At 69.1% G+C, this 15,034-nt stretch carries 10 protein-coding genes; 5 read left to right on the top strand and 5 right to left on the bottom strand.

All coding sequences use genetic code 11. From position 1 onward, the window contains the following. Window positions 1–235: 235 nt before the first annotated feature. Window positions 236–598 carry a hypothetical protein gene (locus ACFU4Z_RS04415; RefSeq protein WP_379059667.1) on the top strand — a complete coding sequence of 121 codons (363 nt, stop codon included), beginning with the start codon at window positions 236–238 and terminating at the stop codon, window positions 596–598. A gap of 163 nt (window positions 599–761) precedes the next feature. Here ACFU4Z_RS04415 and ACFU4Z_RS04410 read toward each other — a convergent pair whose 3' ends face one another. The 5 genes from ACFU4Z_RS04410 to ACFU4Z_RS04390 form a co-directional block, all read right to left on the bottom strand. After that, window positions 762–1,295 (bottom strand): NUDIX domain-containing protein, encoded by a 534-nt coding sequence (locus ACFU4Z_RS04410; RefSeq protein WP_379059665.1) that lies wholly within the window; start codon window positions 1,293–1,295, stop codon window positions 762–764. Between the two features lie 267 nt (window positions 1,296–1,562). Beyond that, window positions 1,563–1,997 (bottom strand): hypothetical protein, encoded by a 435-nt coding sequence (locus ACFU4Z_RS04405; RefSeq protein WP_379059663.1) that lies wholly within the window; start codon window positions 1,995–1,997, stop codon window positions 1,563–1,565. Between the two features lie 340 nt (window positions 1,998–2,337). Then, window positions 2,338–3,864, bottom strand: a complete 1,527-nt coding sequence (locus ACFU4Z_RS04400; RefSeq protein ID WP_379060336.1) for a dynamin family protein — start codon at window positions 3,862–3,864, stop codon at window positions 2,338–2,340. 14 nt (window positions 3,865–3,878) lie between these two features. Further along, window positions 3,879–5,756: a dynamin family protein gene (locus ACFU4Z_RS04395; protein ID WP_379059661.1), complete on the bottom strand. Its 1,878-nt coding sequence runs from the start codon at window positions 5,754–5,756 to the stop codon at window positions 3,879–3,881. A gap of 17 nt (window positions 5,757–5,773) precedes the next feature. Then, window positions 5,774–7,477: an IniB N-terminal domain-containing protein gene (locus ACFU4Z_RS04390; protein ID WP_379059659.1), complete on the bottom strand. Its 1,704-nt coding sequence runs from the start codon at window positions 7,475–7,477 to the stop codon at window positions 5,774–5,776. Between the two features lie 313 nt (window positions 7,478–7,790). Here ACFU4Z_RS04390 and ACFU4Z_RS04385 point away from each other — a divergent pair, with 313 nt between their 5' ends. The 4 genes from ACFU4Z_RS04385 to ACFU4Z_RS04370 all read left to right on the top strand — a co-directional run bounded on the left by ACFU4Z_RS04385 (window position 7,791) and on the right by ACFU4Z_RS04370 (window position 14,995). Then, window positions 7,791–9,644 carry an Hsp70 family protein gene (locus tag ACFU4Z_RS04385; protein WP_379059657.1) on the top strand — a complete coding sequence of 618 codons (1,854 nt, stop codon included), beginning with the start codon at window positions 7,791–7,793 and terminating at the stop codon, window positions 9,642–9,644. Next, window positions 9,637–12,300, top strand: a complete 2,664-nt coding sequence (locus ACFU4Z_RS04380) for a LuxR C-terminal-related transcriptional regulator (RefSeq protein WP_379059655.1) — start codon at window positions 9,637–9,639, stop codon at window positions 12,298–12,300. Before ACFU4Z_RS04385 ends, ACFU4Z_RS04380 begins: the two co-directional genes overlap by 8 nt. 35 nt (window positions 12,301–12,335) lie before the next feature. Further along, the gene (locus ACFU4Z_RS04375; protein ID WP_379059654.1) at window positions 12,336–13,472 is read left to right on the top strand and encodes a hypothetical protein; all 1,137 of its coding nucleotides are present in this window, start codon (window positions 12,336–12,338) and stop codon (window positions 13,470–13,472) included. A 167-nt stretch (window positions 13,473–13,639) separates the two neighbouring features. Next, a complete protein-coding gene (locus ACFU4Z_RS04370) occupies window positions 13,640–14,995 on the top strand; it encodes a S1 family peptidase (RefSeq protein WP_379059652.1) in 1,356 nt (451 codons plus the stop codon). Window positions 14,996–15,034 lie beyond the last annotated feature (39 nt).

Raw genomic sequence — 15,034 nt, 5'->3', positions numbered from 1 at the left:
GATCGGCGCCGACAGACAGGTCGGCCGAGTCGACTCGGTTGACACGCCCGAACCGAGTTCACTCGACCGAACGTAGCTCAGCCGAGCCCGCGCGATCTTCGGTATGGACGCTGTCCACGCGCTCACCAGGGCAATGCCCTTCGCGACAGCACCGAATGCCGCCAACACCATGCTGTACGGAACGTAACATTCAGCGGCTCCCACCCGAAGATCACCTGACACCGGAGGAGTTCCCATGAAGAAGACAATTGTTGCCGCCGCACGAGTCGCGACCGCCGGCTTTTCGGGTCTGGCCGCTGTAGCGATTATCGGCTCGGGCGCCGCCCAAGCGGCGCCGCAGGATTGCATCGTCGAGCGAGATCTTTCCGGTGCGTCGGCGACGTGCCAACCCGACGGGGGTAGCAACTACGTCTTGCACGTCGACTGCTTCGGCCTCTATGCCAGCGGGCCGTTCCCCCTGTACGGCGTCGGTTCCTATCCTGTACTCAGCTACCCCTTCACACCGGCAGGCCAGCGCATCACCACAGGCTGCACGGGTATGGGTCCCGGCGTCATCGCCGTGACCACCAACGCTTACGTCGAGATCTATCGCGGCTAGCGGTGTTGGGGCCGTAGCGGGAGTTCACTCCGGTACTACCAGGCCGAACTCACCATCGTCGCCTCATCCTATGACCGCGATGACTTGCAGGACACGGCCTGGGCCGGCCCCACCGAGCCGACTCGAGCTAACGCGGCTCAACCGAGTCGACTCGGTGACTCGCTCAGCCGAGGTGGCGGTCGCGGTCGGCCTGGCGGTCGAGCCAGGACGCGGGCGCGGCGTCGGCGCTGGGATACGCCAACGCTGTTCGGCCGTGTTCGAGGTAGAGCGGGCGGTCCTCCATGCGGGCGCGGAACGCGTGCCACAGCCGGCGCGCCAGCCGGGGCACGACGAAGTTGTCGAGGGTGTCCACGCGAACCCATTGCCAGCGGTCGAGCTCGCCCTGCTGCAGCTGGACCCCCTTCTCGTCGCCGAGGACGCCGCAGTCGAAGATATAGAGAATCTTGTCGCCGTCGTCGGCACTCGGCGCCCAGTCGTGCACCAGGAGTCGCTGGGGCGGGCGGTCGATGCCGAGTTCTTCGAGAATCTCACGGCGGCACGCGGCAGCGGGTGATTCGCCGGACTCGACATAGCCGCCCGGAATCTCCCAGCCACCGCCGTAGGTGGTGTGCACGAGCAACACCTCCTCGCCGCGCACGAACAGACCGCCCGCGGCCAGCCGCACCTGGGCGAATGAATCCTCGACGCTGTCGGTCATCAAGTCACGACCTTCGGTTGCGGACCGGGACGGGCACGACTCTTCCACTTCTACACCGCCGCCACCCGGTCGTACAGAGAACAGCCATCAGGAGTTCGCACCCCAGGCCGGCGAGATCATCCACAGCTCACCTGTCACCCCGTGGTTCTCCTGCCATCGTTCAACGGGACCAACTAGCCGAGGCAGGACCCACTACAAAACGGTCGGACCCGCGGCCACCACGGCGGGCGAGGGCGGCTACACCCCACCCGCCGTGGTCATGGATCCTCACGCGGCCGCGAGCACCGCGTTCAACTGGGCGGTGACCTGGGCCAGGACCCGGCCCGCGGTGTCCAGATCCGCGGCCGGGATGTCGGCGTAGGCCTGTTGCATCGCGGCCTCGATATCCGAGCGGATCGTGGCGAAGCGGATGCGACCGAGATCGGTGACACGAACGGTCGTCGAGTCCTGGTCGATCAGACCGTCGACGGTCAGTTCGGCGAGGGTGGTTCGGACCGTGCCGTTATCGGTCTTCAAAGCGCCGGTCAGCCGACCGATGAGCTGCTCGAGCGGAACCTGCTCACCTGCCGTGGCGGCAACCGTGAGGCCGACCCACTGGTGGTAGGTCATGCCGGGGCCGCGCAGAATTTCGTCGAGCATCGCGCGGTGTGCGTTCTCCGCCTGGCCGAGGACCTGCGGGTTCAGTGTGACGACAGTAGCCATGATGACTGTTTCCTTCCGATTGTCTTGCCTTCACTCTGTTTCGACACCGGATTCGCGGCGGCTGTGACCGCGCGACATGGATAGTTCCTGTGAGCCCGATCACGCACCGGCCATCGGCATTACGGCGTTGTGTAGTCCTTGACGGCGAGGCGCGACGAGGACTCGCCCGCGTCTTCGAAGGCATCGATGAGACGAAGAGCAGGGGCGCGCGATCGGAGCGCTCTACCAGCGCTACTGACCGGCCTCGCGGCCCAATATCTCATCGATCCCGAGCACGCTCCGACCGGCGCGGATCTGGCCGAGGCGCTGCGCGCGATCACCGAAGAACGCGGTGACCTGTTCAGCTCGACAGGAGGTCGAGGATGCCCTCCGCGCTGCGGGCCACGGTGAGGCAGGCCGTGATGGTCAGCTGATCGGCGAGTGGATGCTTGGCTCGGGCGCGCCATTTACGGACGGCCGCGACAGCGTGCGCGTGCTGCTGCTCCGGTGAAGTGTCGATCGGTAGGCCGAGGCGCAGGTGCGGTGCGACGCCGGATCCGCCGATCAGTCGATGGAGTTCGGCGAGATCATCTGCGGGAAGGGTCAATTCGTCGGTGCGCAGGCGGCCGAGGAGACGCAGCTCGGCGAAGCCGTGCACGTCGGCGAGCAGGGTACGCACTCGGGGCAGCAGCTGTTCGGCGGCGGCGCCGGGGTAAGCGGAGAGTACGCGAGCCAGAACAGTCAGGGCGGAATGCGCCTTGAGCTGGTCGGCGCGCTGGCCGAATTGGACGTCGAGCACCGAACGCAACTCATCGACGCCACTGCGGCTGGTCAATTCCGCTGCCAGCGTGGCCGAATCACGGACGCCGAGCCGAATCAGGGTGACAGCCATCCGGATTCCGAACATGCCGAACCGCTCGGCCAGTTGCGCGCGCAGCTCTGGCGACACCGGAAGCGCGATATCGGCGCGCGCGAAACGATCCGCCGACAGCAGCGCGGCGCTCAACTCGTCGACCGGAACACCCGCCAATGCCTCGAACGCCGCGAACTCCTGCTGACGCAGCGTCGCGGCGGCGAACGCGAGCAGTCCGGCGACCGGAATCACCGCCTGGCACAAGCCGGTTCGCTCCAACTCGCCTGCGAAGCGCACCGCGACATCGCGAGCGGAATGCAAGGCATCGATCCGGCCCGCCCCGATCTCATCGGCCCGCGAGACGACGCCGACAACGCCGAGCGGGCCGGACACTCCCGAATCGCCCGCCGCGCCGGCTCCGATCTGCTCGAGGAACCGAATATCGGCGGCATCGAGCCTGCGCAGGAGATACACCACGGCATCCGCACCGGGAATGGCGATGTTCTCCGGGATGTCCACCCCGGCCTCGCCCGGAGTGAGCAGCCGCGCGGTGCGCTGCGACACCTCCCGCGACAACGACGAAGTGCCGGGCGTATCGATGATCGTGGTGTGCGCGAGCGCGGCCGAGGGCCATTCGACCTCGAGATGGTCGACCTCCCGCGGCGCGGGCGCGTCCCAGGTCAATCGGTCCAGCTCGAAGGTCAGCCCGTGGGCTCCACTGCCGCGTCGCACCACCACATTCGCCCGGGCGCCATCGGGTGCGTGCGCGGTCACACTCGGTGTCGAGCCATACCGGTACCAGGTGACCACCCGCGTGCACTCGGTGGCATCGGTCGGCGCGATGTCCTGTCCGACAAGGGAATTGAGCAGCGTCGACTTGCCCGCTTTCAGCGAGCCCGCCAGCGCGACACGCAAAGGCTGATCCAGTCGCCGTGCGCAGTCGGCGAGCAGCGCGCGCGGGCGCGGTTCACCGGCGAACGCTTGACGGGCCGCGCCGACCAACTGATGGGCCTCGGCGACGATCCCGGGAGCCATCCGGGCATCGATTCTCATCGGCCCACCGTACCGACCTGCCCTTCCGACGGCGCTGCGCGCTCGATCACCCGCACGGTTTGCATGGCATCCGCATAGCGCCGCAGCTCCGCGACCACCCGCAGCTGCCGCTCGAGCACCGTGCACCGCTCGGCGCGCCGCGTGGATTCCATCGTCGCCGCGTCCTGCGCCGCGCGCAGCGAATCGTCGATCGAGCGCAGGCTGCGCTCGGCGACGCCGGTGTAGTGGTCGCGCAGGGCCCGATGGATACCGTGCAGCCGGTCCTTGGATTCCTTGCCTGCCTGGAAGGCGACATCGTCGACGAACCGCCGGACCGCGATCTTCGCCTCGTTCCGCCTGCGCCCGATCCTGGCCTGCTTGTCATCACGGAAAGCCTTGCCGCCGACCAGCAGACCCGCGCCGAGCGAGAGCGGGTTGAGCAACGCAAGCCCGGCGAAGGTGCTGGCCAGACCGACCATCAGCACGCCGCCATAGGAGCCGCGCATTCCGACGAGCAGTTTGCTGCCGAGGCCGATGTCGGGCTCCAGGTCGGCGAGAGTGCCCGACCCGGCGCGGCTCTCGTCGGTGTTGAGGACGGGGTGCACGTCGGGCAGGTCGACGGCCCCGATTTCGGTGAAGTGTTCGGCGACCTGCTCGGCGAGTCGCACCGCGCGGGCATGCGTCCACAGCAGGTTGTCGCCCAGTGCGGTATCGATGGTGCCCGTGAGCCATTCGGCGATCCGGCCCCAATGCCTGCCGGGATCGTGGGCGTCGATCCACTCCTCACCGGTTCTGGCGATAGTGCGCAACCGATCACGCAGATCGTGATCGACATCGCCCGCCAAGTCGGTGATTCCGTCGGCGAGTGTCAGCTGCCATGCCGCCGTGCGACGGTGCAGGTCCTCGGCCGCGGTCCTGGCCGACTGCAATTCGCGCACGGCCGCAGCGCCCTGCTCGGGATCGCGCAGCGCGACCAGTTCACTGCCTAGGGCCAGCGCCAAATGTTCTGCGGCGGAATGGATGTCGCGCGCCACCGCAAGGCGCGTCGCGGCCACATCACGGGCGACCACCTGCTCACGCAGGAACTGGTAGAGCAGGCCGAAGCCGGATTCGATGCCGAGCTGCTGATCCTGCAACCGCATGGCGTGGCTGCGCAGCAGCGCGGAGACCGGGATCATCGGGACGTCGAGCCGTGCCCACTCCAGGTGGCGAAGGTCGGCCTCGTGCACCTGCCGCCAATGCGGATACAGGTCGGTTTTGGTGAGCAGGAGCGCGACCGTCGGGCACAGTTCGCGCACCTGGCGCACAAAGGCGAGCTCCGGCTCGGTGAGCTCGGTCGAGGCGTCCGAGAGCACGAGCACCGCGTCGGCGGCGGGCACCATGCCGAGCACACTCGCCGCGTAAGAACTTCCGTGCCCGCCGACCCCGGGCGTGTCCACCAGCACGATGCCGTCGGCGAGCAGCGGGTTCGGCACTTGAATCTCCAGTCGGAGAATCCGGCGTCCCTCGGCCAACGGTGCGCGAGCGGTGATCGTGCCGATCTCGTCGACCGGCACCGGGATTCGCGTCTCCTGCCCACCACCGTGACCTGTGACGACCAGCTCGGCACGTGGTTCGGGCCCGTGCGAAAGCACGGTCGTCACCGCGGTGGTCGCATCATCGCCCACCGGGCAGATATCGAGGTTCAACAGTGCGTTGACGAACCTGCTCTTGCCCTGATCGAGCTGTCCGGCAATGACGATGCGCCGCCGCGGATCACGGACCCGATCGGCCGCCACTTCCAGGCGGCCGACCACGTCGGTGCGGCCCGAGGCGCGCGCCGCGGCGATGGTTTCACCGAGTACCGAAAGCAGTGGTACCGCGGGTGGTGTTGCCTGTGGTGCGGGTGTCCCCATCGCGTTATCGCTCTCCCTCAGTGCAGGAACATATCGCCGTGCGGGTCCGCGACGCCGCTTCCGGCGACGTCGGCACCCGCATGTGCTTCGGAGAACAGGCTGGCGTCGTGTGCGTCGACCGAACTGTCCAGGCCGGAGCCGAAGGCGCTCGAAACATCCAGCGACGACCAGGTATTCGCGGTCGAGGAAGCGGTCGACCCGACACTGCCGCCGAGATCCACCGCGCCGTGCGCGCCGGTGTCTGCCGCACCGTGCGCTCCGGTCCCCGCCGAACCACCGACTCCCGCAGCCGTTTCCAGCCCGGAATGCACAGTTGCACCAACACCTGTGGACAGCCCGCCGCCGAGATCGCCTGCCGTGTCGATCCCCGTCGACAGTCCACTATCGATCGCGCCGCCGAGCCCTGTCTCGAGGCCCGTGCCCAGGTGTGTCCCCGCGTCCGCAACGCCACCGACACCAGTGGACAAGCCCGTCTCCAAGCCGGTGCCGATGTCCACCGCACCGCCGAGGCCGGTCGTCAGTCCCGCACCCAGATCAGCACCGGCATCGAGCGCGGTGGACACACTGGATTCCAGCCCGGTCCCCGCCTGTACACCGGTGCCGATCGTGCCACCGAGACCTGTCCCCAGCTGCGTTCCCGCATCGAGGACACCGGTGAGACCCGCACCCAGATCGGCTCCCGCCTGGGCTCCGGCGTCAACGACTCCGTCGAGCGCCGTCTCCACACCGGTCACCGCTTGCGCACCTCCGTTGAGCGCGCCGTTCAACCCGGTCGAAACACCGGCACCGAGATCAGCGCCTGCCTGCGCGGCACCCCCAACGCTGGTCCCGAGATTTGCGCCCACGTCCAGAACACCATCAAGACCGGTCGAAGCACCAGCCCCCAAATCAGCGCCTGCCTGCGCGCCCGTGCCGAGCACACCGCCGAGACCGGTGGACAAACCCGCCTCCAAACCCGTCCCGAGCTGGGCACCCGCATCGAGCACGCCCCCGAGGCCGGTGGTGACACCAGCGCTCACATCTGTTCCCAGCTGCGCGCCGGCGCCGAGGGTGGCGCCGAGCCCGGCCGCGGCCTGCGCGCCCGCGTCCAGTACACCGCTCAGATCGGTCGCGACATTCCCGCCGAGACCAGCACCGGCATCGATAGCGCCCTGCAGGCCGGTGGACAACCCTGCGCCGAGGTCGGCGACGACCTGCGCGCCGGCGCCGATGACTGCGCCGAGGTCGGTGTCGAGTGCACCGCCGAGGCCTGCCGTCAGGTCGGCGCCCGCATTCGCGAGGCCATCGAGACCTGCGGAAACCCCGGCGCCGATGTCGGCGCCGAGCTGCAGGCCCGCGCCGATCGCGGTGTTCAGGCCAGAGGTCAGATCGAGGTCGACTCCGGTTCCGGCTTGCAGGCCGAGGTCGATATCGTTCTGCAGACCGCCGCCGAGATTCAGGCCCGCGTCGGCGGCGGCGCCCGCTCCGGCGGTGACCGCAGCGACAGCGCCCGCGTTCACGGCCGCCTGCGAACCGGCCGCGACGATCGCCGGCAGTTGCGAGCCACCGCTGACCAGTGCCGATTCCGCGACCATCGGGGCGACGGCGGCGATGTCCTCGGGCGTCACATCGGGCAGACCGGCCGCGACCAGCGCCTGGCCCGGGTTGGCGCAGTAGGCCACCGCGGCGTCGTGGTGGCGTAGCAGGTTGAGAATGAACTCCAGAATCGCGTTGGGTGTCATCGAAATCATCTCCTGGATGAGCGGACCCTCGCGATCCGCGGTCGTTGGAATGCATTTCACGCTATGGACCCAACGCGTTACTTCGGAACGGGGCGAACCCCTACTGTCCGCCGTCGATACCCATTAGGGACCCGAAGACCACTAGGGGAATTTCCCCGAACCTGCCCCGATTCAGTAACGGCGGACCGCCAGCAACCGACAGAACTGACGGATCCACAAGATCCACCCACAAGATCCACGCAGCCCTTTTCCACAGCGGCGGACTAACCAACAGCGACATCGGACCAGACAGTTTTTCGAACGGGGTTCTCGAATGACAGAGCGTCTGGCGCTCGGCATCACAGTCGGAGCGTCGAATTCGGTCGCCGTGGCGGCGACCGGGGATATCAGCGACAGGGTTGACGGACCCGCGGGTAGCGGCTCTGTTGTGACCCACCCCAGCGTCCTGCGCCTAGCCGAGGACACCGCGCCCGCCTTCGGGACGGACGCCCGCGCCACCGGCAGGCATTCCAGCGATGTGGTGCTCGAGGGCTTCCTCGACCGGGTCGGCGATCCGGTCGGCATCCTGGCCGAGGACGGCACAAGCTATGCCGCCGCGGACCTGATGGCCACGGCCGTCAGCTGCCTGATCGACGAAATCGATACAGCGGCAACGCAAGACGGCTCGGCCACGGTCGCGTGCCATCCGGCGTGGTGGTCGCGGCACACGGTCGATACGCAACGCGCCGCGCTGGATCGAGCGGGCCTGCGTGAGGTGACCCTGGTTCCGGAACCTACCGCAGCGGTGCGCTGGCTCGAAGCCGCACACGGTCCGCTCGGCGACGGCGCGGTGGTCGTCTACGACCTCGGCGCCACCGGGCTGACCGTCTCGGTGGTCCGCACCGGCGAACAGGCGGCCCTGCTCGGCACACCACTGCGCACCACCGATGTGGCAGGCGCGGAATTCGATCTGCTGACCATGCGCTACGTCCTGGCTAACGCGCTACGCGGAAATGAATTCGATCCGTTCGACCCGGTCGTCGAGCGTGAATTGTCGGCATTGCGCGACCGCTGCAGAAATGCGAAAGAAGAGCTTTCCATAAACACCGCTACCGTGGTTCCGGTGCGCTTGGATCCCATCGATCGGCGCACCGACAACATCCGGCTGGTGCGCGGCGAGCTGGAGGACCTGCTGCGCGGACCGCTGTTGAGCGCGATCGAACTGGTCCGGGATGCGGTGCACCGCGCCGGACTCGACATCGGCGATATCGGCCGTGTGCTGCTCACCGGTGGCGGCGGCGCGATTCCACTGGTTGCCGAGCTGATCTCTACCGAGTTCGGCCTTCCGGTCGTCGCGGCGGCGGCGCCCGGACACACCAGCGCTCGCGGCGCCGCCGTACTGGCCGCGGATCTGCTGGCCGCCACCGTCGATCGCGAGCCGCTCGCAGCCGCGGCGGCGGTCGTGGCGAACGCCCCGGCGAAAACCGAAGAACTACCCGCGGTGACGCGGCAGGACACATCGCCGCCGAAGGCGGGGGCGCTGCCCGGCTCGCGTATCCGCAACCTGACCGGCAGGCAGCGGGCCGCCGTCGTCGCGGGCGCGGCGGTCGTCATCGGACTGCTGGCTACCGGCACCGTCGCGATCGGCACCGGTGCCCAACCCGAGCCGAGCCGTCCCGTATCCACCGAACAGCCCACTACCGGCGCGTCCGACGCGGCGGCCGCCACCGGCGCGGGAACCGGCGGCGCACCGGTTACCGGAGCTGTCGCATCGGTGGCAGACCCGACCGGTGCCGACCCGAAGCCCGAAGCGGGACACCCCGGCTCCGCATCCCCGGGTGCGACATCGGTGGCCGCGGTGAATAGCGCGCCCGCCCCTGACCAGGCCGTGGCGAGCGAACAAGCGCCCGGTCAGGCCGCACCGGTCAACCCGGCGCCTGCTGCGCCGGGAGCATCCCAACCAGCCCCACAGTCACCCGCTCCGGCACCAGCACCGGCTCCCGCACCAGCGCCGGCTCCCGCACCAGCGCCTGCCCCGGCACCCTCGCCCAAACCGCCTAGGCAGTCGCCGGCCGACGCATTGAACAACACCGTCGACGGGGTCGACGGGGTCGTCGATGGGGTCGTCGACGGCGTCGGCGGCATTCTGCGCGCGCCCGGCCAGATCGTCGGAGGCTCAGGTGGCTGACATCGCGTTCGATACCCTGCCGTGCGCCCGCGAGATCTTCCGCGAACTGGATTCCGCCGATCAGCGGCCGGTCGTGTATCTCATCCGAGGCCGCTCGGGCACCGGTAAATCCACATTGCTCTCGGTGATCCGCGCCCGGCTACAGGCTCGCGGGATCGCACTGCGCGATCACCCCGCGCTGCCCACGACCGCGCGCGAGGTCGGCTCCGGCGATGCCGTCCAGTCGATGGTCGGCGCGCGTAGCGCGTTCGGTGCCGCAGCAGGCAATGGGCGCCGCACGTCCCGTATCGTGCCCGCCGCCGACACCACGCAGGCCCGCGCCGAAACCGGGCGGGCGCGGCCGGCCCTGATCATCGACAACGCCCAGACCCTGAGTCATGCCGAGCTCGAAAACCTCTGCGCAACAGTCGAATCGGGCCGCTACACAATGGTGATCGCAGCCCAGCCACGCCCGCACGACCCGGCCCTGCGCAAGCTCGCCGACACCGTGGCGCGCCGCGGCCGGGTCGTCGACCTCCGCGCACTCGGCGTGAGCGATATCGCGCCGTTCGCCCGCGAGCTCGGCATGGCGGTGCCGCGCCCGGTGGCGCAGCACATCCACCAGCAGACGGCGGGCATCCGTAGTGGCGTGGTCGCCGCACTCACCGCGGCCTGTTCGGCGCGGCTGGACGCCGGTATCGGCGCCGTCGACGAGGCGGTCGCGGGCTGGGCGCGCGCCATGCTGGACAACGTGGGGCCGGACCTGCTCGAAACCATGGTCGTGGCAACCACCGGCACCGGACTCGACGCGACCGAGCTGGCCGAGGTGCTCGGCGTCGACACGGCCGCTGCCCAGGATCTCATCGACAGAGCCAGGGCGAGCGCCCTGGTGACCGATGCCGACCTGCTGCTCGGCCCCGCCGTCACACCACTGCGGACAGTGCTCGGCGATCGGCGATTCGTCGCGGTCCAGCGCAGGCTGCTGACCGCACGATTGGACGCGGGCCTGATGCGCGACCACACCGCGCTGCAACTGGCCGAGTCCGGCGTGCGCGACCAGCGACTTGCCGAATTCCTGTGTGCCGCCGCGGCAAAGGCGGGCCGCGAGGCGGTGCGCTATTACGCCGCGGCCGCGGCGGCGGGCGCCGACCCGGACATCATCGCGGTGCGCTGGGCCGAGGCGGCCGCCTGCATCGGCGACGGCGAGACAGCGATGCGTCTTGCCGAGCCGGTGCTGGTCCGCTCGGGTGTCAGTGCACCGGAACTCGCCGCGGCCGTGCGGATTTGCGCGGCGGTGTTGACCCGACGCGGTCTGGTCGGGCGCGCGGCGCAGTTGTACTCCTGGCTCGGATCCCATCGCATCGGCGCGGATTGGGCGGTCGGCGCGACTGTCCTCTACCTCGCTGGCGATATACACACCGCGGCGGAGCTGTCGCATTCGGCGACACAGTGGCCACCGACCGAGACCAACGCGCACGCCCGGCTGATCGCCACGGCACTCGCGCAGACCATCGTCGAGAACGAAACCGGTACCACTGCAGCGGTTTCCGCGCTCATCCACGCGGCGCAGGCCGATTCGGGAGTCGACAGGTTCCTGCCGTGCACCGCGGTGTCCATCGCGACCCTGCTGTGCCTGGGCACCGGCGAACCCGACCGCGCAGGGGATGCCGTGCGCAGGGCCACCGCGAGCGGCCTGCGCTGTCATCAACTCCAGGTGCTGCAAGCGTGGGCCGCGATGCTCGGCGGCGACGAGCAGGCGGCCGCGGCGACAGTCGCGACGTTGCAACCGGGTTCGCTCGATGTCCGCGACCAACTGCTCGCCCACGGCGTCGCCGTCGGCCTGGCACGGCGCAGCGGCGATCACGCCGCGCTCGCCACGGCCTGGCGGGCTGTCTGTCCACTGTTCGACGACGTGGAGGCCGACCTGCTCACCATGCTGCCGATCGGCGAGCTGTGGCTGGCCGGCATCCGACTGCGCGACGAGCGCCGGATCGCGCCGCTGGTGGACGCCTCGCTCGCCTTGCTCCGACACCTGGATCAACCGCCGGCCTGGGCGAACGCCTTCCACTGGTACGGCGTGCAGGCCGCGATCGCCCACGAGAGTCCCGCAGAGCTGCTGCCGCACGCTCGGATGCTCAAGACCGCGGCCCAGGCCGGCGACCGGCATGCCGCCGTGCTCGCCGACGCCGGCCGCACCTGGGTGCTCGTGCTGCGCGGGCAGGTCTCGGTCGCGCAGGTGCAGGCGGCCGTCGCCGGACTCAGCGAGATCGGCCTGACCTGGGACGCCGCCCGGCTCGCCAGTGAGGCCGCGCTCGCCGCGGGCGACTCCACGACCGCGACCGCACTGCTCAAGCTGGCTCGCGCGGTTCGCTCCGATGCGCGTCCGCAGGAACCCATGGTCCGTGCGCACGCGCCTGCCGCGCTGCTGAACGGTCGGGAGCCTGCCGCGTCCGCAACGGCGGCGAAGGCGACGGCGATCCTCAGCGAACGCGAACGGGAAGTCGCCGAACTCGTACTGCTAGGTTTGACCTATCGGGAGATCGGCGCACGCCTGTACATTTCCGCGAAGACGGTAGAGCATCACGTCGCCCGCATCCGGCGCCGTATCGGTGCCAGGTCCCGTTCGGAGCTTTTATCTATGCTCCGCGCCATGGGACACGGCTCGCTGCTGGTGTGACGGGTCGCGGACTGAGCCGAAGCGAGGTAACGAGGATGGCCACAGGCGTCGGCCTGCGCATCGCGGAGAACAATTGCACCGCGGCGATTGTCACCGACGCCGGTGAACCGCAATTCATCATCCGTGAGTCGATCCTGCACATGTCCGACGACGGCGACACCGTCCTCGGCGGACCGGCGCCTGCCGATCACTCGCACTCCATCACCGAGTTCGTTTCCCGGGTCGGCGATCCGGCCGGTATCCCCGTCGACGACGGCGAGGCCTACCGGGCCGAGGATCTGGTCGCGACCGCGCTGTTCTGCCTGATCAATCTGGCGGCCGAATATCTGAACGGCCCTGCCGAGTTCTATGCGACCCATCCCGCCGGCTGGCCGCCGCTATACGTCCAGGCCTTGCGCGATTCGCTCGACTATCTCGGCCTGCGCTCGGTGGTGCTGATCAGCGAGGGCGACCTGCCCGGGACCGATATCGGCGACCCGGAGGCGGCGTTGGCCTACGACGCCGCCCGCGCGGCGCTGGCCTCGGTGCTGGCGACACCCGCGGGCAGCACCCCGCCCGATCCGAGCGACGCCGAGAACTCGACCGTGGTCACCGACGTGATTCCCGCGGTGCCTGCCCCCGGGTCGCAACACATGCAGGCCTACTCGGCGGCGATGCCGATCGCCGACCCGATCCTCGCGCAACTGCCGACCGAAGCGGTGCCGGAGTCGCCCGCCGCGCCGAAGGCCACCGCGCAGCCCGGCCGCACCACCCCGCTGCTGATCGCGGCGGCGGTAGTGATCGGGCTGGTGCTCGGCGGTTTCGGCGTGTCGGTGCTGTTCCGCGATACCGGAAAAACCCCGGTGCCGACGGTGCGGGACGCCAAGTCCGACCCGGTGACGGTGACCCCGACGCCACCGGCGCAACCGGTGGAGTTCCCCACCGTGCCCATCACGACGCCCCCGCCGACCACGGAACCGCCTGTGGTCATCACCCGCACGGTCGAGCCGGAAACGACCGAGCCGCCGGTCCCCACGACCACCGAACCACCGGAAACCACCACCGAGCCACCGACGACGACCGCCCGGCGAACGACCACTTCGCGGCCGACTCGGACGACGAGCCCCTTCCATATCGAGCTGCCGACGCCATGGCAGCGGCGGCCCACCTCGGAGATCACACGTCCTCGCTGATTTAGTAGAGCCCAACCCCGGTTTGTGCCCTAAAGTGATCCGCTGACCGGTGTTGCCGGAAAATTCTCCGACAATCGGTCTGTTGCTGGACGAGGACTGTGCGCCAACAGATTCAGCCTGTGGCCCACTGATGTAGCTGGCACGCCCCGTGCCGACGAAGGGACTTCATGCGCAAGTTGGTGGCGCGCAGCGCCGCGGTCAAGGCAGCAGCCGTCGGATGCGCCGCGACCGTTTTCCTCGCTCCATTCCTCGGCATCAACTCCGCATCGGCCGCCCCGACGCAGCTGCCCGCCGAAAACCTGCCCGCCGAATTGGCGCAGGCCATCTCGCGCGATCTGAAGATGACACCCGCGGAGTATCTGGAACGGTCCGCCCGCGCCCAGGCGCTCAGCGAATACGCGCGTGACTTCCGATCCGAACGCCCCGATTCCTTCGCGGGCGCGTGGATCGGTACCGACGGCAGGCCGTTCGTCGCGGTCACCTCGCTGGACGCCGCCAAGATCGCCTCGGCGGCCGGCTACCAGACCCACCTCGCTCCGGTCTCGGCGAACGCGCTGGAGAACTCGCTGATGCAACTGAATCAGTGGATCAACACCCTGCCGCGTGAACTGTCCACCACGATCAACTCCGTCGCGGTCGACTTCCTCAACAGCCAGCTCGTCCTCACCGTCGCGAACACACCGGCCGGCCACGTGCTGAATCTGCCGACGCTCATCGCCAACGTGAAGGTGATCCTGTCGCCGGGCAGCGGCGGTCCGATCGAGCGCCGCCCGATGGGCGGCGACACCTACATCAGCGCCCCCACCTCGCTGCACGATGCCGAGCTGCGCAGCGTCGATGTGTGCTCGTTCGGCTTCAACGGCGTGGACGCCGCGGGCAATGCGCTCAACATCAGCGCGGGCCACTGCGATCCGAATCTCGGCAAGGGCAACCAGCAGGCAGGTGTCTACCTGCCCAACGTCAAAGACATTACGAACAGCCCCGAGGTCGGCACCTTCATGCAGGCGAAGCTCGGCGGGCCGACCGCACTGGACTATTCGGTCATCAAGCTGAACGAGCGCGCGGTCAAGGCGGGCATGGATCAGCCATCGGTGCGCGGCTCCAACGGCACCACACTGACCATCACCGGCACCGCCGCCCCCGTGACGGGTGCACCGGTGTGCAAGTCGGGGCAGTCTTCCACCTTCACCTGTGGGTTCGTGGTGGCTGATCGCGTCGAGACCCAGCTGTTCACCGCGGAGGGCGTGAGCAAGACCGTGCGCGGCTTCGCCAGCTCCGCGTGCACCCTCGGCGGCGACAGCGGTGGCGCGATCTTCACCGGCACCCTCGCGCTCGGCATCACCAGCGGGTCCAACGCGGCCGACGCACCGAACTGCAACGACGCGAACGTCGGCCTGGCGCAGTACGGCGGCACCGCCTCGCTCGGCATTCCGATCCGTGCGATCCTCGCCGACATCGACGCATCCTCGGGCGGCGGACTCGGCAGCGGTGTCGAGGTGCGGACCAAGCAGGCTGCCGGCTAGGCGGCTGCCTCGCCTTCGCTCGGCCCGGCGCAATAGCGG

Source organism: Nocardia sp. NPDC057440 (genome assembly GCF_042802915.1).
Classification (GTDB): domain Bacteria; phylum Actinomycetota; class Actinomycetes; order Mycobacteriales; family Mycobacteriaceae; genus Nocardia.
This window is presented reverse-complemented; position numbering and strand designations above follow the sequence as displayed.